Annotated in this window: 19 protein-coding genes; 10 read left to right on the top strand and 9 right to left on the bottom strand. The window is 40.9% G+C overall.

The features are described 5' to 3' along the window. Positions 1–185: 185 nt before the first annotated feature. Together infB and SAE01_RS11075 are read left to right on the top strand one after the other, a co-directional pair. Positions 186–3,431 (top strand): translation initiation factor IF-2, encoded by a 3,246-nt coding sequence (gene infB, locus SAE01_RS11070; RefSeq protein ID WP_147203821.1) that lies wholly within the window; start codon positions 186–188, stop codon positions 3,429–3,431. Between the two features lie 162 nt (positions 3,432–3,593). Next, complete coding sequence (locus SAE01_RS11075) at positions 3,594–4,964, top strand: peptidylprolyl isomerase (protein WP_147203822.1); 1,371 nt, start codon at positions 3,594–3,596, stop codon at positions 4,962–4,964. Positions 4,965–5,100: 136 nt separating this feature from the next. On the opposite strand, the gene SAE01_RS11080 is transcribed toward SAE01_RS11075, so the two are convergent. The 6 genes from SAE01_RS11080 to dnaN all read right to left on the bottom strand — a co-directional run bounded on the left by SAE01_RS11080 (position 5,101) and on the right by dnaN (position 13,980). Beyond that, positions 5,101–8,856, bottom strand: a complete 3,756-nt coding sequence (locus SAE01_RS11080; RefSeq protein ID WP_147203823.1) for a DEAD/DEAH box helicase — start codon at positions 8,854–8,856, stop codon at positions 5,101–5,103. 255 nt (positions 8,857–9,111) lie between these two features. Then, entirely contained in the window at positions 9,112–9,840 is a 729-nt protein-coding gene (locus SAE01_RS11085; protein ID WP_147203824.1) for a 2-phosphosulfolactate phosphatase, read from the bottom strand. A 134-nt stretch (positions 9,841–9,974) separates the two neighbouring features. Next, on the bottom strand, positions 9,975–10,337 hold the full coding sequence (locus SAE01_RS11090) for a septal ring lytic transglycosylase RlpA family protein (protein WP_246113213.1): 363 nt from the start codon (positions 10,335–10,337) through the stop codon (positions 9,975–9,977). Between the two features lie 148 nt (positions 10,338–10,485). After that, a complete protein-coding gene (gene gcvT, locus SAE01_RS11095) occupies positions 10,486–11,571 on the bottom strand; it encodes a glycine cleavage system aminomethyltransferase GcvT (RefSeq protein ID WP_147203825.1) in 1,086 nt (361 codons plus the stop codon). Between the two features lie 167 nt (positions 11,572–11,738). Then, positions 11,739–12,563, bottom strand: a complete 825-nt coding sequence (locus SAE01_RS11100; protein WP_147203826.1) for a sterol desaturase family protein — start codon at positions 12,561–12,563, stop codon at positions 11,739–11,741. A gap of 301 nt (positions 12,564–12,864) precedes the next feature. Next, entirely contained in the window at positions 12,865–13,980 is a 1,116-nt protein-coding gene (gene dnaN / locus SAE01_RS11105) for a DNA polymerase III subunit beta (RefSeq protein ID WP_147203827.1), read from the bottom strand. Positions 13,981–14,377: 397 nt separating this feature from the next. Here dnaN and SAE01_RS11110 point away from each other — a divergent pair, with 397 nt between their 5' ends. Beyond that, positions 14,378–15,250 (top strand): retroviral-like aspartic protease family protein, encoded by an 873-nt coding sequence (locus SAE01_RS11110; protein ID WP_170234140.1) that lies wholly within the window; start codon positions 14,378–14,380, stop codon positions 15,248–15,250. 38 nt (positions 15,251–15,288) lie between these two features. On the opposite strand, the gene SAE01_RS11115 is transcribed toward SAE01_RS11110, so the two are convergent. After that, a complete protein-coding gene (locus tag SAE01_RS11115; protein WP_147203829.1) occupies positions 15,289–15,549 on the bottom strand; it encodes a hypothetical protein in 261 nt (86 codons plus the stop codon). A 187-nt stretch (positions 15,550–15,736) separates the two neighbouring features. Between SAE01_RS11115 and SAE01_RS11120 the strand changes: the two genes are divergently transcribed. Beyond that, positions 15,737–16,390, top strand: a complete 654-nt coding sequence (locus tag SAE01_RS11120; RefSeq protein WP_147203830.1) for a peptidase M10 — start codon at positions 15,737–15,739, stop codon at positions 16,388–16,390. 125 nt (positions 16,391–16,515) lie between these two features. On the opposite strand, the gene SAE01_RS11125 is transcribed toward SAE01_RS11120, so the two are convergent. After that, positions 16,516–16,932 (bottom strand): response regulator, encoded by a 417-nt coding sequence (locus SAE01_RS11125; protein WP_147203831.1) that lies wholly within the window; start codon positions 16,930–16,932, stop codon positions 16,516–16,518. A 101-nt stretch (positions 16,933–17,033) separates the two neighbouring features. On the opposite strand from SAE01_RS11125, the gene SAE01_RS11130 reads away from it, so the two are divergent. The 5 genes from SAE01_RS11130 (at position 17,034) to SAE01_RS11150 (ending at position 21,141) form a co-directional block, all read left to right on the top strand. After that, complete coding sequence (locus SAE01_RS11130; protein WP_147203832.1) at positions 17,034–17,510, top strand: regulatory protein RecX; 477 nt, start codon at positions 17,034–17,036, stop codon at positions 17,508–17,510. A gap of 90 nt (positions 17,511–17,600) precedes the next feature. Beyond that, positions 17,601–18,407, top strand: a complete 807-nt coding sequence (locus SAE01_RS11135) for an amidohydrolase (protein ID WP_147203833.1) — start codon at positions 17,601–17,603, stop codon at positions 18,405–18,407. Positions 18,408–18,417: 10 nt separating this feature from the next. Beyond that, a complete protein-coding gene (nagA, locus tag SAE01_RS11140) occupies positions 18,418–19,515 on the top strand; it encodes an N-acetylglucosamine-6-phosphate deacetylase (protein ID WP_147203834.1) in 1,098 nt (365 codons plus the stop codon). Between the two features lie 158 nt (positions 19,516–19,673). Continuing rightward, on the top strand, positions 19,674–20,657 hold the full coding sequence (locus tag SAE01_RS11145; protein ID WP_147203835.1) for an aldo/keto reductase: 984 nt from the start codon (positions 19,674–19,676) through the stop codon (positions 20,655–20,657). Positions 20,658–20,715: 58 nt separating this feature from the next. After that, positions 20,716–21,141 (top strand): DoxX family protein, encoded by a 426-nt coding sequence (locus SAE01_RS11150; protein ID WP_147203836.1) that lies wholly within the window; start codon positions 20,716–20,718, stop codon positions 21,139–21,141. Positions 21,142–21,206: 65 nt separating this feature from the next. Here SAE01_RS11150 and SAE01_RS11155 read toward each other — a convergent pair whose 3' ends face one another. Beyond that, positions 21,207–21,965, bottom strand: coding sequence for a PIG-L deacetylase family protein (locus tag SAE01_RS11155; protein ID WP_246113214.1), 759 nt, complete (start codon positions 21,963–21,965; stop codon positions 21,207–21,209). A 113-nt stretch (positions 21,966–22,078) separates the two neighbouring features. On the opposite strand from SAE01_RS11155, the gene SAE01_RS11160 reads away from it, so the two are divergent. Then, complete coding sequence (locus tag SAE01_RS11160) at positions 22,079–22,798, top strand: 3-keto-disaccharide hydrolase (protein WP_147203838.1); 720 nt, start codon at positions 22,079–22,081, stop codon at positions 22,796–22,798. The last annotated feature ends 5 nt before the right edge of the window (positions 22,799–22,803 follow it).

Below are 22,803 nucleotides of genomic sequence, written 5' to 3' on the forward strand. Positions count from 1 at the left end.
CATTTATGTTTTTGCTGAATAAAGAACATGGTTCGGTACTATAGCTTGCTTTTCTACACTTTACATTAAGGGTGTGTCCCACTTTTGACAAGAGAAGCACTAAAAATGGTTTTTGGGAAGATACCGTAGGATTACTTTTGAGCTGCACCTAAGAGATGTAGCTGCCGATCAAATAAAAAAACTGAATGTTAGAACTTAAATTACCGAGATTATTAGCCGCTGCCAAAGAATTTAATGTTGGACAGGATACTATTGTTGACTTTTTGGTTGGCAAGGGTTTTAGTCGTGACGACTTGAAACCTACTGCCAAACTTAGTGAGGACATGTACCGGTCGCTCCAGCACCAATTCCAGGGCGATAAGGTGGCAAAAAATAAAGCTGATCTTGTTGACATACCAAAAGGTGTACAACAGGAAAGCAGAAAAAAACGCGACGAACAAGAAATTACTTTCAATAAAAAAGAAATACCAAAGCCAGTTGCCCAACAACCGACACCCGAAGTTGCGCCTGTTGCAGTAACTGAAACAAAAGGTACAGAACAGAATCAGGAAGTAAAACAGCAGGTTCAGGAAGAAGTGAAGCCTCAGGCTCCAGCCGCCGCTGTTTCTCAGCCAACTACAAAACCTGTAGCAGATGCTCCTAAAACTGAGGCGGCTGTAGAAAAAACAATAGAGCCTGCACCTGCGGCGCCGGTACAAGAACCTGCAACTAGTGTTGCTCCTTCAGACATTCCTGTAGAAGAACCAAGGTCAAGCAACAATAATGTTTCCCCTACTTCCCTCAAAATTGAAGCACCTGAACTTGAAGGGCCAAAAGTCATTGCTAAGATTGACTTATCGGCGATCGACTCTTCAACAAGGCCAAAAAAAGGCTCAAAAAAGACTGAAGACAAAAAAGCTGAGGATAAGAAAGCCAAAGAGCAACCAATAGCAGATGGTGCCGGTGATCAAGGCAAAGCAGAACCAGTTGAGCAAGCAGCGCCATTTGTAGCAGCACCTATTGCAGTACCAACACCACAATTACAACCAGAGCCAGTAGAGCTACTACAACCGCTCGCTCCGGCCGCATCCTTTGATGGTCCTGTAATCTCTAACATCAAAGCAGATAAACTTGAAGGGCCGAAAATTTTAGGAAAAATTCAATTGCCTGTAGAGTCAGATACTCGGCCTAAACCTCAAACCGCACAGGAAAAGCAGCGGAAGCGCAAACGCATTCCTGTAAAAGGTGAGCAAGCCATAAGTCCACAGGCAAGACCGGGACAGCCTCAGGGTCAAACACAAAGCACTGGTCCAAACAATCGTTTTGGTCCTCGTTCCTCTGAGTTACCAGGTGCACAGCGTCCACCTGCCGGTGGTCAGGGTGGTTACGGTCGTCCAGGTGGTGCTCCTTCAGCGGGAGGTGGATTTAATCGTCCAGGGGGTCCAGGTGGACAAAATCGCCCGCCTGCAGCAGGAGGACAAAACGCAAATCGTTTTGGCCCTCGCTCTACAGATAAACGCAGAGATGACAAAGAAATTGATCAAAAAGAAATCCAGGATAAAATTCGGGAAACACAGGCAAAACTTGCCGGTGGAGCCGGACGCGGAAAAAGCCTTAAAGCAAAATATCGGAAAGCTAAAAGAGACGGAGTTGCTGATCAGTTAGGTCCTGAGGGAGATGATAACAAGTTATTGGTAACTGAGTTCATCAGTGTAAGTGAACTGGCGAACCTAATGGATGTAAGCTTCGCCGAAGTTATCGGCAAGTGTATGGGATTAGGTATCATGGTATCTATCAACCAACGCCTGGATGCAGAAGTGATAGAACTCGTAGCAGGTGAATTTGGATTTGACGTAGAATTTATCGACATGGAAGCGCAGGCCGAAATGGAGGAAGAAGACGATGTTGATGATGAAGACAATTTGGTACCGAGAGCACCAATTGTTACGATAATGGGTCACGTTGACCATGGTAAAACATCTTTGCTTGACTATATAAGAAGCGCAAACGTAGTTGCAGGTGAAGCAGGAGGAATTACTCAGCACATTGGTGCTTACGAGGTTAAGACAACTTCGGGCAAAAAGATTACTTTCTTAGATACTCCCGGACACGAAGCCTTCACCGCTATGCGTGCAAGAGGTGCTAAAGTAACGGATATCTCTGTGATAGTAGTTGCTGCTGACGACGCGGTGATGCCTCAAACGAGAGAGGCAATAAGTCACTCCCAGGCAGCGAGTGTGCCAATGATTTTTGCAATTAATAAGATCGATAAAGACGGAGCGAACCCTCAGAAGATTTATGAGCAACTCTCGGGGATGAATATATTAGTGGAAGAGTGGGGCGGAAAATACCAGAGCCAGGAATTAAGTGCTAAGAAGGGACAAAACGTAGATCTATTACTTGAGAAAATTCTACTTGAAGCTGAAATCCTCGATCTGAAAGCAAACCCCGATCGTGAGGCAAGTGGAACCATTGTGGAAGCGACGCTTGATAAAGGACGTGGATACGTTGCAACTTTGCTTGTTCAAAATGGTACTTTACGGCAGGGAGATATTATGGTGAGCGGACAGCATTTTGGTAAGATAAAGGCTATGTTCAATGAGCGTAACCAAAGATTAACCGAAGCTCCTCCATCCACTCCTGTTCTTGTATTAGGATTGAATGGTGCCCCGCAAGCGGGTGAAAAATTCCGTGTGTACCAGGATGAAGCCGAAGCAAAAGATATTGCGACTAAACGTGCGCAGATACTTCGTGAGCAGGGATTACGTGCAAGAAAACATATTACACTTGATGAGATCGGCCGTCGTTTGGCGTTAGGTAACTTTAAAGAGCTTAACCTAATCATTAAAGGTGACGTGGATGGATCTGTAGAAGCATTGAGTGACTCATTGCAAAAACTTTCTACTGAAGAGATTGCCGTAAGAGTGGTGCATAAAGGAGTTGGACAAATCTCAGAAAGTGATGTAAACCTTGCAACTGCGTCTGATGCCATCTTAATAGGTTTCAACGTTCGTCCTTCAAGCCAGGCAGCGAGAGTTGCCGAAAATGAGGGTCTGGAGATCAAACTTTATTCAATCATTTACCAGGCAATTGACGAGTTGAAGAGTGCCATGGAAGGTATGCTTGAACCTAAATTCACAGAGAAGATTACAGCAAATGTGGAGGTTAGGGAAGTGTACAAGTTCGATAAGGCAACTGTTGCAGGTTGTTTGGTATTGGATGGCAAAATTTTCAGAAACTCAAAGGTTCGTATTATTCGTGATGGTATCGTAGAGTTTCCGAAAGGCGAGGGTGCAGCTGCTGAACTTGGTTCGCTGAAGCGCTTTAAGGATGACGTGAAAGAGGTTGCGAACAATATGGAGTGCGGTCTTACTATAAAGAACTACAACGATCTTCGTGTTGGAGATATCATTGAAGCGTTTGAATCTGAAGAGGTAAAGAGAACTTTATAGAATATTAATAACGTCGGTTAAATAAGAAATAGCTTCGAAATAATTGCTTGCAATTTTTGAAGCTATTTTTTTTGTTAAAACAAATTCGATCAACCTTTTTCCATTTTTGAATCGATATTTTTGAATGAGTAACAAAAAGTTACGAAGAACAATACAAAAGAAATGTTTTTAAAAACACTTAGCATAATTGCAGCTATCGCAGTTTTTTCTGGCAGTGCATATGCACAACCTAAGAAGGTTATTGCAGACAAAATTGTAGCGCAGGTTGGTGACAAAATTATACTTCGATCTGATATCTATAATTCAATCCTTGACGCCCAGCGCGAAGGTGTTCCTTTACCTCCTAACCCTGAATGTGTTCTGGTTGAAAGAGCTTTGATTGAAAAGGCTCTTGTTTTACAGGCACAAAAAGATTCGCTCCCAATGAGTGAAGAAGATGTTGAAGCGGAACTAGATAACAGGATTCGTGGGTTTATAATGAAATATGGTTCAAAGGAAGTCCTTGAAGAGGTTGCAGGTAAGAGCATTTACCAGCTGAAAGAAGATTTCCGCGAACCAATTAAAGAGCAGAAGTTGAGCATGCAGATGCGAAATAAAATTGTCGAAAGTGTAAAAATAACACCGAACGAAGTGCGCGATTATTTTGACAAGATACCAAAAGACAGTTTGGCCTTTTATGAGAGTGAATTGGAAATAAGCGAAATCGTCGTTTATCCAAAAGCTAATCGTGATGTAGAAAGTTATGTAACGAGAGAGTTGAATGACTGGAAGAAACAAGTGGAAGACGGAACAAAAAAGTTTGAGCAGTTAGCTAAATCTTATACAGAAGATCCGGGAAGCAAAGAGGCCGGTGGACAGTACAGCATTAATAAGAATGATAAGTTTTGGGACCCTGCTTTTATCTCTGCTGCGTTTAAATTAAAAGAAGGACAAGTTTCACCAGTAGTGAAATCAAAATTTGGATTACACATAATTCAAATGGTGAGTCGTTCAGGTGATGATGCAGTTATTCGCCACATACTAAGGATACCGCCGGTGACCGATGAAGAAGTTAAAGATGCTGTCGTTAAACTCGATTCAGTAAGATCAAAAATTATTGCTGGATCAATAGGTTTTGGCGAAGCAGTAAACAAATACAGCGAAGATGAGTCTAGTAAATTTAGTGGTGGCAGAAAGCAAGGCCGTGACGGATCTAGTTTTGTAACCATTGATCAACTTGACAAAGATCTTGTACTAGCACTTAAAGATTTAAAGCCAGGACAATATTCAAAACCTATAGCTTACGCAGACGAGAGAGGTAAAAAGGCTGTAAGGATTGTTTATCTTCAAACACGTACTGAACCTCACAGAGAAAATATTAAGGACGACTATAGTAAGATTTCCCAGCGTGCGGTTGAGCAAAAAAAGAATGATGTTCTGGAGAAGTGGTTCAAGTCCCATATTCCAAATTACTATATTACTATAGATAAAGAATTTGCAGGTTGTTCAAGTGTGAAGGACTGGTTAGGGAATTCTGTAGCAGCTAATCCATAACTAACCTCCAATCAAAAGATAACAAAGAGCCTCCTGTGTTGGAGGCTTTTTTGTTATAAAATGCTTTAAACCTTGCAGGCGCAAATATTGATAAAAGCTGCGTCAAGTAAATGATGATCGTTTTATTTAATTAGGTTTAACTGAATAAATACTCCAGATCTTCCCTGGTGAGATTTTTCACGAACCCTGCATCATCAGTTATCAGGTCCGCCGCCAGGGCCTTTTTCTTTTCCTGCAGTTTTAATATTTTATCTTCCACCGTGTCTTTACAAATCATCCGGTAGGCAAAGATGTTTTTTGTTTGGCCGATACGGTGGGTTCGGTCGATAGCCTGCTGTTCTACTGCCGGGTTCCACCAAGGATCTACTATGTAAACGTAATCGGCTGCGGTAAGGTTTAGACCTACACCACCCGCTTTTAAGGATATTAGGAAAACACGACAAGTTTCATCATTTTGAAAACCTTGTATTGCCTTCTCCCTATCGATAGCCGTGGTACTTCCGTCGAAGTACTCGTATTTAATTCCCATTTCCTCCAACCTTTGGCGAATTAAACCAAGCATTCCGAGAAACTGGGAAAATATAAGAGCCTTATGATCGCTAATGTTTTCTGTTATTTCTCTTACCAATTCATCCAATTTGATTGAAACATTAGGGAAAGGCTCGTCGTCTTTCATAATTGCAGGACTATCGCAAATCTGACGCAGCTTCATCAATCCCTGCAATATCGTTAGTTGTGACTTTCCGATACCCTGGTTTTCCACGACGCCGAGAATTTTATCCCTAAAGTCATTTCGATAAGCTTCGTAGATTTTACGTTGCTCATCTCCCATTTCGCAAAACAGGATCATCTCTGTTTTATCAGGTAAATCCTTCGCAACCTGCTCTTTAGTTCTGCGTAAAATAAATGGATACAATAATCTTCTTAGGTGCTCTTTCTGCTCCTGCTCGCCGAATTTGTCAATAGGCACGGCGAACTCCTGCTTAAAGAACTCCATTGTACCCAGCATACCCGGGTTAAGGAAATTCATTTGAGCAAATATGTCAAACGTATTGTTTTGTAAAGGGGTACCACTTAAGCAAAGCCTGCTTTTAGCTTTTAACAAGCTTGCAGCTTTTGTTACTTTACTGGAAGGATTTTTAATAGCCTGGCTTTCATCCAAGATGATATAATCAAAATCCGGCTCAACAAAAGATTTAATGTCGCTTCTTAATGTACCGTAAGTGGTAATGATGATGTCGACCTGCGGCTTTGAAACCTGGCTTTTATCACGGATGCCACCGTGATGAATATAGTAAGTAAGCGAATGGGTGAATTTCTTAATTTCATTTTCCCAGTTGTACATCAACGTGGTTGGACAAACAACAAGGGCTTTTAACGTTCCCTTTGTCTCTTTAATGTGTTGAATAAATGAGAGTGCCTGTATAGTTTTACCAAGACCCATGTCATCAGCAAGAATGCCACCCCATTTCACTTCGTGCAAATAGTTCAGCCACTGGAAACCGGACTCCTGGTACGGTCTTAAAATCGATTTAAGATGCTGGGGTGCTTCAATCGGTTCAATGTTCTTAAACTCTTTCAGTTTATCATAGCGTTCTTCCAGCTGGAAAAACAATTCTTCTTCATCACGATTTTCATATAACTCTTCGATCACGCTAAAATGGTATCGGCTCAGCTTCATCTTTTCGCTTTTGCCTTCACCAACCCTGAATAGCAACGAATATTTTTTGATCCACTCTTCAGGCAAAATCCCTAAGGACCCATCCTGCAACTGTACAAATTGCTGCTTGTTTGCAAGAGCCTTCTTTACATCTGCGACGGTAATCTTTTGTTCACCAAAGAATATCTCCACTTTAGCATCAAACCAATCGGTATGGCTACTTATGTAAATTTTAGTGGAAGGTTTTGAAGTATTAAACCGGAAGTTCTTCAAGGCCTCAAATCCGAACACCGGAATTTCCATTTCCTTCATTGCATCTATAAAAAGGAAGAACCAGTTGTTCTTTAGAACCTCTGCACCTTTTAAGACAAGATTATCAGAATCGTCAGGACGAATAAACTGGGAGTGGAGACTTTCTAATTTACTTACAAGTGCCTTCTCATCCTCCATGTTTCGTTGTATAACCAACAACTTGTCTTGCTGAGGGATGATGATTTTTTCTTTATCAGATGGTTTTACTTCATAGCTCTTGTAGATAAAGAGCGGCTGAAACATTAGATAATCACCCTTCTCTTTCAGCATCAGCTTTACCTCGGGCTTTAGATCTTTTATGTCTTCGCGCTTAACGTTATTGAACTGTACATTGTAATCTTTTGCCAGCGGCAAAACCATCTCCTGCAATTTCCGGCTCCAATCTTTTTCTTCTATTCGCACTTTGCCATCCTGTGAAAATTTTTCAACCAGCAACACGTCATTTGGCTTTTCGTATAAGAACAATGTCTCGTCGTGAAGAAAAAGGAGAGGAGAAGCTATCTCACTTTCAGTTAAAGGAACTTCAATGTGATTTAACTTAACAAAGCATTGCACATCGTAATAATCCTTGTGATAAGTAATATTGAAATTTAATATAGCAGGCTCTTCGCTTAAGTGGATTTTTTGAAGATTAGCGGTAGTAAACGGCTTGCGTGAAGGCAACAGAAAACTGAAATGAGGGTTTGCATCAGTAAATAATTTCTTATAACGAGGATGCAAAAATTCAACTATTAGCCTCCGGGTTTCTTCGGGCAACTCATCATTGTGTTGCTGTATAATATTTTCCCATATCCCGCTAAATGGAGAATTTCTATTTAGGTAGCGAGTGATTTCAGAGGACTGAAACTTTCGTAGCTGTTGAACGAGCATTTTGTCATCGTCGCTAAAAACCTCCGTATTGATAAACTTATTTAAGTCGAGCTTTTCTGACTTGTTTGCAAACGCATTCCGCTCCTCGTTTGGTTCGCCCTGTACACCTTCAACCTGCACAAACGGGTACTGATCCATGTTCTCTATAAACACCAAACCTAACTGCATAGGAGCCGGCTTGGCTACTTCCTCCTCAACCTCAACCTCTGCTACTGGTGCGTAAGCAGGCCTTTTTTGAAGACCTATTGTAGGTGGAGCAATGCGTTTTATAGATGAATCAAGCACGCGCAGAAAAGGTTTCCCATCTTTATACGCAAATTCGAATTTGCCCTTTAAATTGTCGTTAAGGGAAAAACCGTACGCCTCCAGTAACTTGTTTTTCTCTTTATCCCAATTCCGAATGCTGTCAAAATAGTTTACGCCGTACCTCGATAATAGCTGTACCAGAACAATTGTTTTATGAACACACAACGGGTGCTTATCATCGCTATCACAGTTGCAGCTGGTATCAAAGTTCCTCTCTTCATTTTTCTGAATTAAGACTTTGTATTTCTCATTATCCTTTTCAACCTCGGCCTTTACGCGCTCGTCTTTTGCTTCAATTATATTGGCTTTGTTATTTCGTAAATATTCTTCAGCCTCTACATAAGATTGGGGAGAAGTCAGCAGCCTGATCATTTTTAAATCAAGTTGCTTCATCTTTACTACCGTATGCTTTTGATCGTACAAAAGATCTTTTTCATCCAGCATATTTCTGTCCAGCAACTCTTGCAATTGGAAAAGTGCAGCAGATTCGTGACGACAAATTTCGCCAAGATTATAAGGACAGCTACAACGAAGAGATAAGGTCGCAGCTTCTTTAAATTTATTAATCAGTACTTTATAGTAAGTAGAATAAATATCGTCTTTGACCCTAAAAGTTACTGCAGCCATCAGGTCATCGTAGTCCATCAGTTCTACGTTACCGATTGCATGTATCTTTTTTCCCCGTCGGATTACTTCGTCTGTTCCGTTGTTATAAATATGCTTAATCAGATGCGGTAAAGCCATGAATATCTTTTATGGTTGATGAATGACAAATGCCGCTCAAAATCTCACTGGTTCTTCTTTCTCCGGCATTAGCCAACTCTGGTCTGGTTCAAAAAAAGGCAATTCACAAAAGTAACGTAAAGCAGCGAGGTACACATGCTTAAAAGAAACATCTAAATGAAATGTTTGTTAAGAAAAAAGACCCGAAAAAAGCTTCAAAGTAGGAAGTAAAAATTTGGACGATTTCAGCTGCAGCTTATTCTGGCTGATATAATTTTATTGATAAACTACCAGTTCTCCATTTTTAAAAATGGGTAAAACATTAGCGATATCATGGGTGATGCAGTATTGAAGATCTCTCTGTAAACCGTACGCCGCCAGGCGATGCCAATGGGTTGTATTTTGGATGAACTTATACAGGTTATTCTCGTGCAGCCTGTATATCTGTTGCGCCATCAGGCTCGCATCATCATGTATAATAAAGCGCTCTTTTACCCGGTCTATGACCGCGCCGGCAAACAAAGTGTCTTCGAGGTTAAACATGTCTTTCCATCCTGAGCAGCCAAGCACTACATTTTTTTCTTGGTTTGTAATGTATTCGCAGACGGAACTTAGATTGGTGAAGGAACCGGTAACAACTTCAGCACACCCTCTCTCAAAAGCCATGTGAAGTAGTTTTGTTCCATTGGTAGTCGTTAATACAAGTGTTTTTCCTTCGATAAAAGCTCTTGGATATTCTGCGGGGGAGTTTCCATATTGTAAGCCTTCGATTACTTTACCCTCCCGTTCACCTGCAGTTACCGCATTAGGAATTTCATCACCCAGCCTTTTGCATTCATCTACCGCAGCTACAGGAATAACCTTTTCTGCTCCATTAAAGAGTGCTGTGGAAATAGTGGAGGTAGCACGAAAAACATCGATAATTACAACTATGGCATCTTTTAGGTTAGTAAGGTGAAGTAATGCAGGAGATAAAGACGTAAACAGCGTCGGCTTTTTATTCATGTCGGCAAATATAAAACTGATAGGAGTGCGACGAGAGTCTTCTCACCTCAATTGTTGCAAAAGACTACTTAAAGGTTGTCAGTGTCTGATTGTAAGAAGAATAGGAAGAGAAGCGGGAAGTGCCAGCTGAAAAGTTATTTAATAGAGCCGCCTTTATATTTAATTTCTACATCTGCTACACCTGCATTTACCATATCCAGTTTTTTCGCTGCTTTTTTACTTAGGTCAATCATTCGCCCCTTTACAAATGGACCCCTATCGTTGATTCGAACTTTTACGGTTCTTCCGTTTGATAGATTTTTGACGGTTACTTTAGTTCCAAAAGGAAGGGTGCGATGAGCAGCAGTCTTTTTTCTTTGCTTAAAAATTTCTCCGTTGGAAGTTTGCCTGCCATCAAATTTGTCAGCATAATAAGAGGCCTTTCCAGATTCTACTATTTTATGAGAACAGGAAACAAGGGACATTATAAGCGCAAGACAGGTTATCCTCCACATCATTCTTCAAAATTAGAAGTATAGAAAAGGAAGACCTTAAAAGTGGATTAATAATATTTGTAGAATGTGTAATGCACACGTAGCCCGTTATTGGTCATAAAAAAGCCGGAGCAATAATGGCCCCGGCTAATAATCTTTATTGTGCTGTTATTTATACAAAAGGCATCTTAACCACCTTTGCCTCCAATTGACGTTCACGGATCTTTACAAACACTTTTGAATCTATCGCAGCAAATTCTTTAGCTACATACCCCATCCCAATTGCTTTCGCTAACGACGGAGCCTGTGTGCCACTTGTTACTTCACCAATCTTGTTTCCACTTTCATCTACTATCTCGTAGCCATGACGTGGAATTCCTTTTTCGACCATTTCAAAACCTACCAGCTTTCGGGTAATACCTGCTGCTTTTTGTTTTTCGAGAATTTCTCTTGCAGTAAAGTCTTTCGTAAACTTTGTGATCCATCCTAAACCGCCTTCTAAGGGAGTTGTGGTGTCATCTATATCCATCCCGTACAGGCAATAACCCATTTCCAAACGAAGGGTATCCCTCGCTCCCAGACCTATCGGTTTTAATCCCATTGGCTTACCTGCTTCAAAGATGGCGTTCCAGATCTTATCCGCATTATCATCTTTATCTTCAAAATAGATTTCTACACCACCGCTGCCTGTATAACCTGTTGCGCTTACAATCACATTTTCTACTCCCGCAAATTTGCCTCTTACAAATGTGTAATACTTGAGGTTCATAATATCGGTTTCCGTTAGGGGTTGCAATATTTTGGTTGCGTTCGGACCTTGTATTGCCAACAAGCATGTCTTCTCGCTAACGTTATGCATCTCTACCTGCTTACTATTGAACTTATTTAGCCAGTTCCAATCCTTTTCTATATTCGATGCATTTACTACTATCATGTACGCCCTATTCTCTTCTAAGCAGTATACAATAAGATCATCAACAATACCGGCATTTTCGTTAGTAAAACAGCTGTATTGAGCTTTTCCAGCAGTTAGTTTTGAGGCGTCGTTAGTTGTTACCCTTTGGATCAAATTAAGGGCATTTTCTCCTTTTAGAATAAACTCGCCCATATGGCTTACATCAAAGACCCCCGCATTGGTTCTTACTGTCGCGTGTTCATCGTTAATACCGGTGTAACTAATAGGCATATTGTATCCTGCAAACTCCGCCATTTTAGCTCCCATCGACTTATGCTTTTCTGTAAAAGGAGTGTTCTTCATGCTTGTTGTTTAGGTGGCAAAAATAGGCTCCCTACTCTTATGGGAGTTAAATAAGTTGATTAAATTGATTGAGAAGATTTCGAAGATGACAACTAAAAGTTGGCAGTTGGAAGGTAGCAGTTGAAGTCGTATGAAAATGGGATGATGCTCAAGTCTTACATTTCGTGTTAGACTTTTTTCATCCAGGGATGTTTCATCAACCGCAAAAAATCTTCATCTTTTTCATTGGGATAATGCTTATCGATTCCGTAAGTGATATCTTTTGTGTCAAGCGACATGAAAGTACCTAGAGCCCGATCCCAAATGGAAAAAACAGCACCGTAATTACTATCGGTATAAGGCAATTCGAAATGATGATGAACCTTGTGCATGTTAGGAGAAACTATAACCCAACTGAGGCCTTTATCGAGCCATTTGGGTAAACGGATGTTAGCGTGTGTAAACTGAACAGTAACGACCAGCAGTGTTTGGAAGATCATCACCGCGTACATAGGTGCGCCGGCAACCATAACCCCTGCAAGAAAAAATAGTCCTCTCAAAATACTTTCAACAGGGTGGTGTCTCAAACCGGTGGTAACATCCACATGGTTATCTGCATGATGGATGATATGAAATCTCCACAAGCCAGCCATCTTGTGTTGAGTATAATGAACCAGCCAACCGCCAAAAAAGTCGAGGACAAAAATTGTGATGATGATGCCCGCAATAGCAGAAGTATGAAACCAGTGAATAATTCCGAAACCATGAGCTTTTGTCCAGTCGGACAGCAAAACGATCAGCACAGCAAAGCCTGTATGGATGACGAGGTGAATAGCAGTAAACGAGAGATTGACAGTAGCGTGCCTCACTTTGTTCTTTCTGTATGGTAAGCTCAATAAGGGAATAGCGCCTTCAACCAACCATAGCAAAAGCATCCCCGCAACTAAAAACACCAGCCTTTCCAAAGGACGATGTTCGAGGGTTTGAAAATAGTCGATAATATTTTGAAACATTAGTCGGAAGCGTTGGGATATCTAAGATAAAAAGAAAAAGTCGCGGGGCAAAGGGAGTAAGGCAAAGGGAGTAAGGCAACAAGGCAGTAGCGATCGCTGTACGTGTCCCATTAATCCCAGTCATCCCACTTTCCCAGTTCAGACAAGAAAAGAACGAAATGCGACGCAAGGATGAACGATCAAAGAACTGCGGCTGGCACCAAAAGAAACTACAAACAAAAAACCCCTTCTAAAAAGAAGAGGCTTTAAAACAATTTATTTTCCCATAATTCAAAAAATCCTTCTAAATCATGGTTCAGACCTAATTATTCAACATCAATGGCATCACCAACATTAGCAAATCCTCATTGTCCTCGCTTTCGGTTGGTTTCAAAATGCCAGCTTTGGTAGAAGTGGCTAATTCAACTTTTACGTCGCTTGTCTCTGCAGCATTTAGCATCTCAATTAAGAAACGGGCATTAAAGGCAATCTGCAGGTCCTCGCCATCGTAGGTGCAATTCATTCTTTCATTTCCTTCAAAGCTAAAGTCAACATCCTGCGCGGCCATCTGCAATTCGCTTCCGCTGATATTTAGCGCCACTTGGTTAGTGCTCTTATTGCTAAAAACACTGACGCGACGAAGTGCACCCTGGAAATCTCCCTTGTTCACAACAAGTTTATATGGATTGTCAGTAGGGATTACCACTTTGTAGTCCGGGAAACGGGCATCTATTAAACGACAAATTAGCTGGGTGGTACCATGAGAAACGAACAAGTGATTGCTGTTATAACTAATGGTAAGTGGGTCGTCGTTATCCGGTAAAGCGTTCTTTAAAAGGTTCAACGGCTTTTTAGGAACAATAAAGCTTTCGTTCTTCGGGCACGCTACATCGGTTCTTTTATACCGAACCAACCGGTGAGCGTCAGTGGCAACAAATTGGATGTAGTCTTTGCTTAACTCAAAAAATACGCCTGTCATGGCAGGGCGAAGGTCATCGTTGCTAACAGCAAACAAGGTCTTATTTATAGCAGTAACCAAGGCGCTGCTTGGCATAGTAAAAGCGGTGGTATCGTCTGAGCCCGGCTCTTTAGGAAAGTTGTCCGGGTTTTCGCCCATCACTTTGTACTTACCATTGTCGCTAGTAATTTCTACTGCAAAGTTGGTGTCAATATTAAAAGTAAGCGGTTGGTCAGCAATGTTCTTAAGCGAGTCAATCAGAATTTTAGAAGGAATACAAACTCTTCCGTTCACTTTACTTTCCACCTCCATTTGCACTCGCATCACTGTTTCCAGGTCGGTTGCAACTATAGATAGTTTTCTGTCTTCTATTTCAAAAAGGAAATCTTCCAGTATGGGTAAAACTGTATTGGAATTAATTACACCGCTAATCTGTTGCAAATGTTTTAATAGCGATGATGACGAAACAATAAACTTCATGCTTTGGTCGGTTTAAAAAAGTTGTAGAAAAACAAACCTACAGTAAATAAAGCAATTGCACAAAGTGAGGTTAAGCGATAGGTAGCAATGTTGATAAGATTGTGGTGGCCAGTGATTTCAATGGTTAAGATGGCTTTGGAAGAGCATCTTTCGTAGGTTTTAACTGACAAAATTTTTTGGCCGAAAAACAAACGAGGTTTACTTTTCCTCTTTTTCTTTCAACCCGTTTCTAACCTATCCTTTATCTGAAATGCTCAAGAAATACTGCTGTTTGATTTTTTTATTTTCCTGCCTGGCCGCTACCTGCTCTTATGCACAAAAGAAAGATTTCATTTATACCAAGGAGGGAAGGGTAATACTTAGTAGAACTCAAATGGTTAACAACTGTCTGAAGTCTATGAAAAAAGACAGAACAAACTCTACAGCAGTTTCTATTTGTAACTGCCAATTAGAGAAGATAGACCGGTATTTTAGTTTGAAGCAATACAGGCAGAATACTTCAAATGGTGTAATTGATATTAGTGGAATGATTAAGTCAGATAGCTCGTTAGAAAAGCAGTTCAACGCGTGTTACACCAACTCAGGCGTGTCTCTGTTACTACAGGCTGAAGGTTTTGAAAAGGAGTTTATTGAGAATTGTAAAACCAACATTCAAAAAAGTACCGAACGAAAACTGGATGAGGATAAGGTAAATAATTTTTGCGCTTGCCAGCTGAGTATGGTCAAGTCAAAGAGGATTACAGATGCAGAAATGCAGACACTAAGCAATCCCAACTCGTTGCTGTTTTATGAAATGATGTCTACTTGCGGTAACCCCTATGAGGACACGAAAACTGTTGAGAAGGGCTGGAGCGCGACATTGGTTAATGACATTAAAGGTCCGGCAAGTGATAGCATTAAAGTGCTTACGCTCAATGGTATGACCTATGTGAAAATAAAAACCGGCAGTATGTTTCAATTTTGGTTATTGGATACAGGCGCGGCTGACATGTTGATCAATAAAGAGATGGAAGAAACTTTGAAGGCGGAAGGTTTATTGGGAAACATGAACTATTTGGGAACAGCAGAATATGAAATGGCTAATGGAATGATTGATACATGCCGCAGGTACAAAATGAGTAATATACAAATCGGAAGTTTTTCGCTTGATAATATTGTGGTTGCAGTAACAGATAAAGGAAAAAGGATCATCGCCGGTAAGGGGCTCTTAAATAAATTCAGCAATTGGGTTTTGAATAACAAAGAAAACACGCTTGTTCTGAGCAAATAATTGGCGAAGAGATATCAAGCGTTGACGAAGTGCCCTTCTTAATATTTCAATTCGTTGATGTCGATTCTTAAAAGATACTTTTGAATGGTATCGGGTGTAGCGTGGCTTTTAATTCTAACCAGCGATTTTTTATTTTTTAAGTTGTAGACCATTTCGACGTAGAAAGAAGACAGTTGATACAAAGAAAAAAGGTGTCTTACATTTTCATAATCCAGGAGGTAAACGCCAAAGTTATAGACAACGTCTGCCTTCTCATCCTGCGCGAGAGAATTGAATTGTCGAATAGTTAACGATGGCAATAGTTGGCGTTTTTAAGTAAGAGAACTTGTTATAAATATACAACGCTCTTCTTATTCAATAACTTGTGCTGTCAATAAATAATAAAAAAAAATAGCACAGTTTTTCTTCTACGAGTAATAAGTTCTTCTGTTCTATACTACGTTTATTTTTGGGCAGTTTTTTCAGTAACAGCATAAAAGCAGGCAAATGGGTGAAGTAGAAATAAACCAGGAAGATCAGGTTATTCTTATCAGTTCACACATTATAACCTATGGTGGTGCCGCCGATGAGAAGGTTACTGAGACGATCAGAGCGGAGATAGAAACCATGTGGAACGAGCCGAGAGGAACGATCTCTCTAAAGGGAATTTCATTCCTGGTAAAGTTTAAAATTACGGCTGAGTGCAGACCTATGATTGATGAGGAAGAAGTACTTGCAAACACTGACCCTCGCAACAATTATTTTAGAATTGAAGATTATGCTCACGGAAATATCTCTTTTGTAGATGGCCTGGGATGCAATACCGGCTATTTTAAACTCGAGAATTTGTATGTAGGTTCTACCACTGCTGCACATGAATATGGTCATACTTTAGGACTGGAGCATCCGGACGATTGCGATTACAGGGGTAAGGGTGTTCCTGGAATCATGTACCCGCGGGGAACGTTGGTTGATGCGGAGTTTCAGTATGATCCATCAAAACCTGCGGGAGTAACGGGAGGTACCATGCACCCGATGCACAGGAAAGTTTTTGCCGAAGACATTGCTGCACTAAAACTTGAAAGGCTAAGATTCAAAAACGATAAATCGATTGTGGGAGAATTTACCAATGTATTTCACGAAAGCCATAGGGAGGTTTAAAGAATAATTAGCCGGATTTTTCTAATGGGGAAAAAGATGAATGAAGTGCAAATTGTACAAGAGAGTGACACAACAAAAGCTGAGCATAGTTGTGATACCGGCGACAAACAAGTTATAAAATTTCTCTACGCTACTGCACGCGTTAAACGCAGGATTGCTACCATCATCTCCTTGTTTATAGGTTTTTCTATGAAGTCTTTTACATTAAAGGTTTTACTGCGTATTTTGTCTTTTTCGTCAACTGATGAGCTAATCATGTAAATACTAATTGGCTTATCAAGCGCAGGTTTTATGTCGTTATAAGCGTCTAAAAATTCCCACCCGTTCATAACAGGCATATTAATATCAAGAAAGATTACATCGGGTAAAAGTTCGCTATTTGGAGGCTGTTGAGAGAAAAAGTCTATTGCTTCTTTTCCATTTGAAAACACCAACACTTTCTGCAACGGATCTACAAGTTCAATAATTCTTTTAGCAGTAAATTGATATATGAAATCATCGTCAATCAGGCAAATTGTAAGAGGGGTAGAGTTTGAATTCATTGGAATGTATTTGGATTAATTGCCTTTATTCAATTGCTTGCGCAAATTTACTTCAGTGCCAGATATAAATTTACAGCTATTTTGATCCTTAATTTTGGAAAATGTTTTCTTCAAAAAGAGCAACAAAAGAGGAGGCTTTAAAAAAAATTAAAAACTACTGTGCTTACCAGGAAAGAAGCCACAATGAAGTGAAGGAAAAACTGTATTCTTTCGGCTTGTACAAGGTGCAGACGGAAGAAATTCTATCGATCCTGATTGAAGAAAACTATTTGAATGAAGAGCGATTTGCAAAACAATTCGCCGGCGGAAAGTTTAGAATGAAGCAGTGGGGACGGAGAAAAATCCAGTATGAATTGCAGCAAAAAGGTGTAAATAAGGTCAATATTAAATTAGGATTAAAAGAAATAGAGGAGGAGCAATACCTTTCCGTTTTGCAAAAGCTGGCCTCGAAAAAGTGGAAGGAGTTAAGTGGCCAACAGTACCTGGTGAGGCAGGCTAGAACGACCGGGTACCTCTTGCAGAAAGGGTACGAACCCTCTCTAATAAGTAATGTTATTAGCAGCATCAGCAAGGGCTAATTTCGAAGTTTTGAGACTCAAAGAAATAGTGCAAAAATCCTTTAAACCTTTATAAGTAGCCTTGGCTATAACAATTAAGCAAACCATTTCATGTCATCTTTAACCTTTACAATTATACAAACTGCGCTTCATTGGGAGGACAAAAAAGCCAACCTTGAAATGCTTGAAGAGAAGATCAACTCTATCAGTCAGAAAACTGAAGTTGTTATACTTCCTGAAATGTTTAGCACAGGTTTTAGTATGAAACCCGAAGAACTGGCGGAAGGAATGGATGGAGAATCTGTAGCCTGGATGAAACGGGTTTCAGCTCAAAAGAAAATCATCTTAACGGGTAGTCTTATTATTGAACAGGAAGACAGATATCTGAACAGGCTTGTCTGGATGCTTCCAAATGGGCAAATGGGCTTGTACGATAAGCGGCATTTGTTTGCCTACGCGCACGAAGATGAACATTATACTGCCGGCAGCAAACGTTTGATTGCTTCAGTAAAGGGTTGGAAAATAAACCTGCTGGTATGTTATGATCTTCGCTTTCCTGTTTGGTCACGGCAAGCCCGCCATGGATCTGATAGACAGCAGGGGCCGGAGTACGATGTGTTGATTTATGTAGCGAACTGGCCCGAGAAGCGTGGTCATATGTGGCGAACTCTACTGCAGGCCCGAGCAATAGAAAATCAATGCTTTTGTATCGGGGTAAATAGGGTGGGTAAAGACGGAAATGGCATTCAACATAGCGGGGATAGTATGGTAGTAAATCCGCTTGGAGAAGTGCTCTACCATAAAGTCAATGATGAAGATATTTACACCTTTACTTTGCAGAAAGACGACCTTATTGAGATACGTGAGAAGATGCCGTTTTGGAAAGATGCCGATCCATTTTTAATTATTCCTGACTAAAATCTTTGCTATGATACATGCACATGAAGCAACCAGAATTTTTACTGGCGAAGAGTGGTTGATGGATCAGACTATTCTTGTCGAAAATGAAATCATCCGAGATATTGTTCCTACTAAGGAGGTCCCCCCTAACTCCATTATTACAAGTTATGTTAGTGGCTTTTTAGCGCCTTGCTTTATTGATATCCAGATTTATGGTGCAAAAGGATCGTTACTAGCAGTTGACCCAACAGCGGAAAGCCTTCAGAAAACGTATGAGTACTGTAAGGCCGGAGGCGCGCCTTATTATCAACCGACCGTTGCTACCAATTCTTACGATGTATTTTATAAATGTATTGATGCCGTTAGAGATTACCGGCACAAGGGTGGCAAAGGTGTCATTGGTCTTCATGTAGAAGGGCCGTGGATCAGCAAGGCAAAGAAGGGTGCGCATGTGGAGAGCTTCATTCACTCCCCAACAATTGAACAGGCAACTTCATTGTTAGAATATGGCAAAGGGGTTATCACTATGATTACCCTTGCACCTGAGGTCTGCTGCACAGAAGCGATCAAGCTTATCCAATCGTATGGTGTCATCATCTCGGCCGGTCATAGCAATGCAACTTATGACGAGGCAAACGAAGGTTTTGCGAAAGGAATCCATGCGGCTACTCACCTGTATAATGCAATGAGTCCTTTGCAACATCGTGCACCCGGTATTGTTGGTTCGGTTCTGAACCATGAAAAGGTGATGGCAAGTATCGTGGCCGACGGTTTTCATGTTGATTTTGCTGCAATCGCGATCGCGAAAAAAATAATGCAGCAAAAACTTTTCTTTATTACTGATGCAGTTACTGAGACCAATGAAGGATACTATCCTCACACCCTTGTCGGAGACAAATACGAGTCAAACGGCATCCTAAGTGGCTCGGCTTTAACCATGGCTAAGTGCGTAAGCAATGCGGTGGAAGAAGTGGGAATTGAGTTATCTGAAGCTTTAAGAATGGCCAGTTTATACCCTGCGCAAGTGATGAAACTTGACAATCAATTTGGAAGAATTGCTCCGGGTTATAAAGCTTCATTTGTAAATATGAACGATGAATTAGGCGTTTTGCAAACGGTAGATTAAAACATTGAAACCTTTTTTGTACCAACCTTTGTTCCCTGCCTGGTCATCGTTGCGACGCTCCGTTCAACTTAGAAATCTCTTTTTAATCTGTTACAAATTTAATAGGCATAGTTCTTTTGTGGTTGTAGCAACTCCTTACAAAGGCAATAATTCCGTTTATGAAATACAGAACACTTGGTCAAAACGAACAACTATCAGCGATAGGCTTAGGATGCATGAGCATGAGTCATGCTTATGGTGTACCTGATGATGATGAGTCTATTGCAACCCTTCATTATGCGCTTGACTTAGGTATCAACTTTTGGGATACAGCTGATTTTTACGGAAACGGTAGTAATGAAGAATTAATATCCAAAGTATTAACAACGAACCGAGACAAAATTTTTATAGCCACCAAGTTCGGATTTCGCGCAACAGAAGATGGCAAGGGAAGTTATTTTGACGGTTCTCCCGCCTACATGAGGCAGGCGATAGATGCAAGTTTGAAAAGATTGAAAATTGATGTTATTGATCTTTATTATGCCCATCGTGTAGATCAAAAAATTCCAGTTGAAGAAATGGTGGGCGCTATGGCTGAGTTGGTACAACAAGGCAAAGTGCGGTATCTCGGTTTATCTGAAGCCTCTGCAAATTCTATTAAAAGAGCCCATGCCGTCCATCCAATAGCTGCGCTGCAAAGTGAATATTCGCTGCTAACAAGGGGCGTTGAAAAAGAGATTTTGCCGTTGTGCAAAGAACTGGGAATTACCTTCGTTCCCTACAGTCCACTTGCCAGGGGGCTAATGACCAACACCCTTAATTTCAAAGATCTTCCTGAAAACGATTTTCGTAGAACACTGCCAAGATACCAGGAAGAATACCAGGAAAATAATGCAAACCTTGCACAGGCGTTTGCCGAATTAGCAACACAAAAAGGTTGTAGTCCTGCTCAACTGGCATTAGCATGGGTATTGGCACAAGGAGATAATGTGATCCCGATTCCCGGAACAAAAAAGCGAGATAAACTAAAAGACAATGCAGGAAGCGTAGACCTGGCACTTACACCACAAGACGTGAGCGACATTGAGGCTGTATTAGCAAAATATCCCAATGTGGGAGACCGGTACAGTGAGGCGAATTATAAGTGGGCAGATAAGAATTAAGAATAACTTTGTTCAAGCAAAAAGGAAGCAAAGAATCTTGATTGTAAAAATTTGATCCATGAGAAGAACGTTTTCTACTGCAGTAAATAACAACGCTGTTAATGTTTGGCTACTCATAGCAAGACTTGCTGTCGGTGCCTTAATGCTTACTCACGGTATTCCGAAATTACAAAACCTTATCTCCGGAAATGTTCAGTTTGCGGATCCCTTTGGGATTGGTCCTACTGCAACGCTCGCTTTAACTGTTTTCGCTGAAGCATTTTGTTCAATCCTCCTCATATTAGGACTTGCGACTCGTCTTGCAAGTGTGCCCTTAATAATAAATATGCTGGTGGCTATTTTTTATGCGCTTGCCTCCCAGCCGTTGGCAAAAAAGGAGCTCGCTATCTTTTATCTAATTTTTTACATCGGCTTTCTCATTCTTGGCGGCGGCAAATATTCCCTCGATTCCTTAATCGGCCGAAAAAACAGGAGCCGGTATTAGTTTAAGCCTTTTAAGCAGGCAAATGCGCAAGTAGTGAAATTCCAGCGGATGCTAGGTTTCCCTTTCTATAGATATGAATTCGCGAAAGAACTTTGTTTTCTGCCATTCATACAGATGAATGCTTCGGCGGCCTTTACGCCAAGCTCTCTTCCCCTGAATTCTTCCATGGCAGCATGGCCACAATTATAAATACCGGGAGGATCCTGGCTGGTATGACAAAAAACAGCTTTCCTTTTTAAATCCTGTGTTTCAGTAATGTCAACATAATCTGTAGGATGGAAAGTCATGGTCTGCTCGCCGGCACAAACTTCAAAAAAGTAAAGTGAAAACTTATTCTGCGCCCTTACCCACGATTGTATAGTTAGCAGGCTAGCTGCCTGGTGATCTTTATGAGTATCAAGGGGCCAATGGGTAAATACTACGTCTGGCTTTTCATCATAAATTAATTTTTGAATTTTACCCAGCCAAGCATTATCAACTATAGTATCTCCATCAATTTGCCCTGCAAAGATGGGCTTAGCCTTTAAAGCGGCGCAGGCATTTAGGGCTTCCTGTTTTCTTATGGCCGCCGCTTCGGCATGGGTTTTTCCTTCGATACCTGCTTCGCCCGTCGTGAGATATATAACAGTGACGGAATGTCCCTTTTTACTCAGCGCGGCCAGCGTACCGCCACATCCGCTTTCAGGATCATCGGGATGCCCGCCCACACATACAACCTTTTTCTTTTCCACTTTCTGATTGGCCTGTCCATTCAACATGCTTGACAAGGAAAATATTCCTACACCTGCCGATGTACTTTTCACAAACGCTCGTCGTGACTTCATCTTACTTTGAATATTAAATCATTAAAAACTGTATAATCTTAAAACAGCAACGTTCTATTATAACCGCTCGATTTTGTACTATATTTCATTTTAATACAACAACGGATAAACTTATGAAAAAGCTAATTCTATTCACAATAATACTTTTGTCATTTCTTTCATTTAAAGTGAAGCCAAAGACGATCAACCTTTTTAATGGCAAGGATTTAATCGGGTGGCATGTAGACGTTCCGGCGATGGATACAGATAAGTCTTTAAAAAGTCCTTTCATTATCAGGAATGGTTTGCTTGTTAGTTTGGGCACGCCGGGGGGTCACCTGATTACAGATGCCACTTATAAAAATTATAGGCTCGAAGTACAATATCGCTTTGCCGGCGTCCCGGGCAATTGCGGTGTGTTGGTACATGCTTCTACTCCGCGTGCGTTGTATAAAATGTTTCCGAAGGCTATAGAGTCACAATTGATGACACAAAATGCGGGCGACTTCTGGTGCATCGAGGAAGACATTGCCGTGGCTGACATGGAAAAAAGGCGTGGCCCTAAAGCAGAATGGGGAATAAACGGAGATAGAAAGCGTCGCATAATCAATCTTACAGACGGCTCTGAAAAGCCTGTAGGAGAATGGAACACGATGGTAATTGAATGCGTGAAGAGATCAATAAAAGTGTGGGTTAATGGTGATCTTGTAAACTGCGGTTTTAACTGTACTGCCGATCATGGTCAAATTGCATTACAGGCTGAAGGTTCTGAGGTCGAGTTCAGAAAGGTGGAGTTAACTCCTATTAGCAAATTGACAGGAACACCTTGTGAGCTCGTAACAGAAAGCCGATAATAAGA

The sequence above is a fragment of the Segetibacter aerophilus genome, from assembly GCF_007991655.1.
GTDB classification, from domain to species: domain Bacteria; phylum Bacteroidota; class Bacteroidia; order Chitinophagales; family Chitinophagaceae; genus Segetibacter; species Segetibacter aerophilus.

Bases quoted from the DNA above. Each gene is read 5' to 3' on its own strand.
- infB (WP_147203821.1), top strand. From the start codon at position 186: ATGTTAGAACTTAAATTACCGAGATTATTAGCCGCTGCCAAAGAATTT.
- SAE01_RS11075 (WP_147203822.1), top strand. From the start codon at position 3,594: ATGTTTTTAAAAACACTTAGCATAATTGCAGCTATCGCAGTTTTTTCT.
- SAE01_RS11080 (WP_147203823.1), bottom strand. From the start codon at position 8,856: ATGGCTTTACCGCATCTGATTAAGCATATTTATAACAACGGAACAGAC.
- SAE01_RS11085 (WP_147203824.1), bottom strand. From the start codon at position 9,840: ATGAATAAAAAGCCGACGCTGTTTACGTCTTTATCTCCTGCATTACTT.
- SAE01_RS11090 (WP_246113213.1), bottom strand. From the start codon at position 10,337: ATGATGTGGAGGATAACCTGTCTTGCGCTTATAATGTCCCTTGTTTCC.
- gcvT (WP_147203825.1), bottom strand. From the start codon at position 11,571: ATGAAGAACACTCCTTTTACAGAAAAGCATAAGTCGATGGGAGCTAAA.
- SAE01_RS11100 (WP_147203826.1), bottom strand. From the start codon at position 12,563: ATGTTTCAAAATATTATCGACTATTTTCAAACCCTCGAACATCGTCCT.
- dnaN (WP_147203827.1), bottom strand. From the start codon at position 13,980: ATGAAGTTTATTGTTTCGTCATCATCGCTATTAAAACATTTGCAACAG.
- SAE01_RS11110 (WP_170234140.1), top strand. From the start codon at position 14,378: ATGAAAAAAGACAGAACAAACTCTACAGCAGTTTCTATTTGTAACTGC.
- SAE01_RS11120 (WP_147203830.1), top strand. From the start codon at position 15,737: ATGGGTGAAGTAGAAATAAACCAGGAAGATCAGGTTATTCTTATCAGT.
- SAE01_RS11125 (WP_147203831.1), bottom strand. From the start codon at position 16,932: ATGAATTCAAACTCTACCCCTCTTACAATTTGCCTGATTGACGATGAT.
- SAE01_RS11130 (WP_147203832.1), top strand. From the start codon at position 17,034: ATGTTTTCTTCAAAAAGAGCAACAAAAGAGGAGGCTTTAAAAAAAATT.
- SAE01_RS11135 (WP_147203833.1), top strand. From the start codon at position 17,601: ATGTCATCTTTAACCTTTACAATTATACAAACTGCGCTTCATTGGGAG.
- nagA (WP_147203834.1), top strand. From the start codon at position 18,418: ATGATACATGCACATGAAGCAACCAGAATTTTTACTGGCGAAGAGTGG.
- SAE01_RS11145 (WP_147203835.1), top strand. From the start codon at position 19,674: ATGAAATACAGAACACTTGGTCAAAACGAACAACTATCAGCGATAGGC.
- SAE01_RS11150 (WP_147203836.1), top strand. From the start codon at position 20,716: ATGAGAAGAACGTTTTCTACTGCAGTAAATAACAACGCTGTTAATGTT.
- SAE01_RS11155 (WP_246113214.1), bottom strand. From the start codon at position 21,965: ATGAAGTCACGACGAGCGTTTGTGAAAAGTACATCGGCAGGTGTAGGA.
- SAE01_RS11160 (WP_147203838.1), top strand. From the start codon at position 22,079: ATGAAAAAGCTAATTCTATTCACAATAATACTTTTGTCATTTCTTTCA.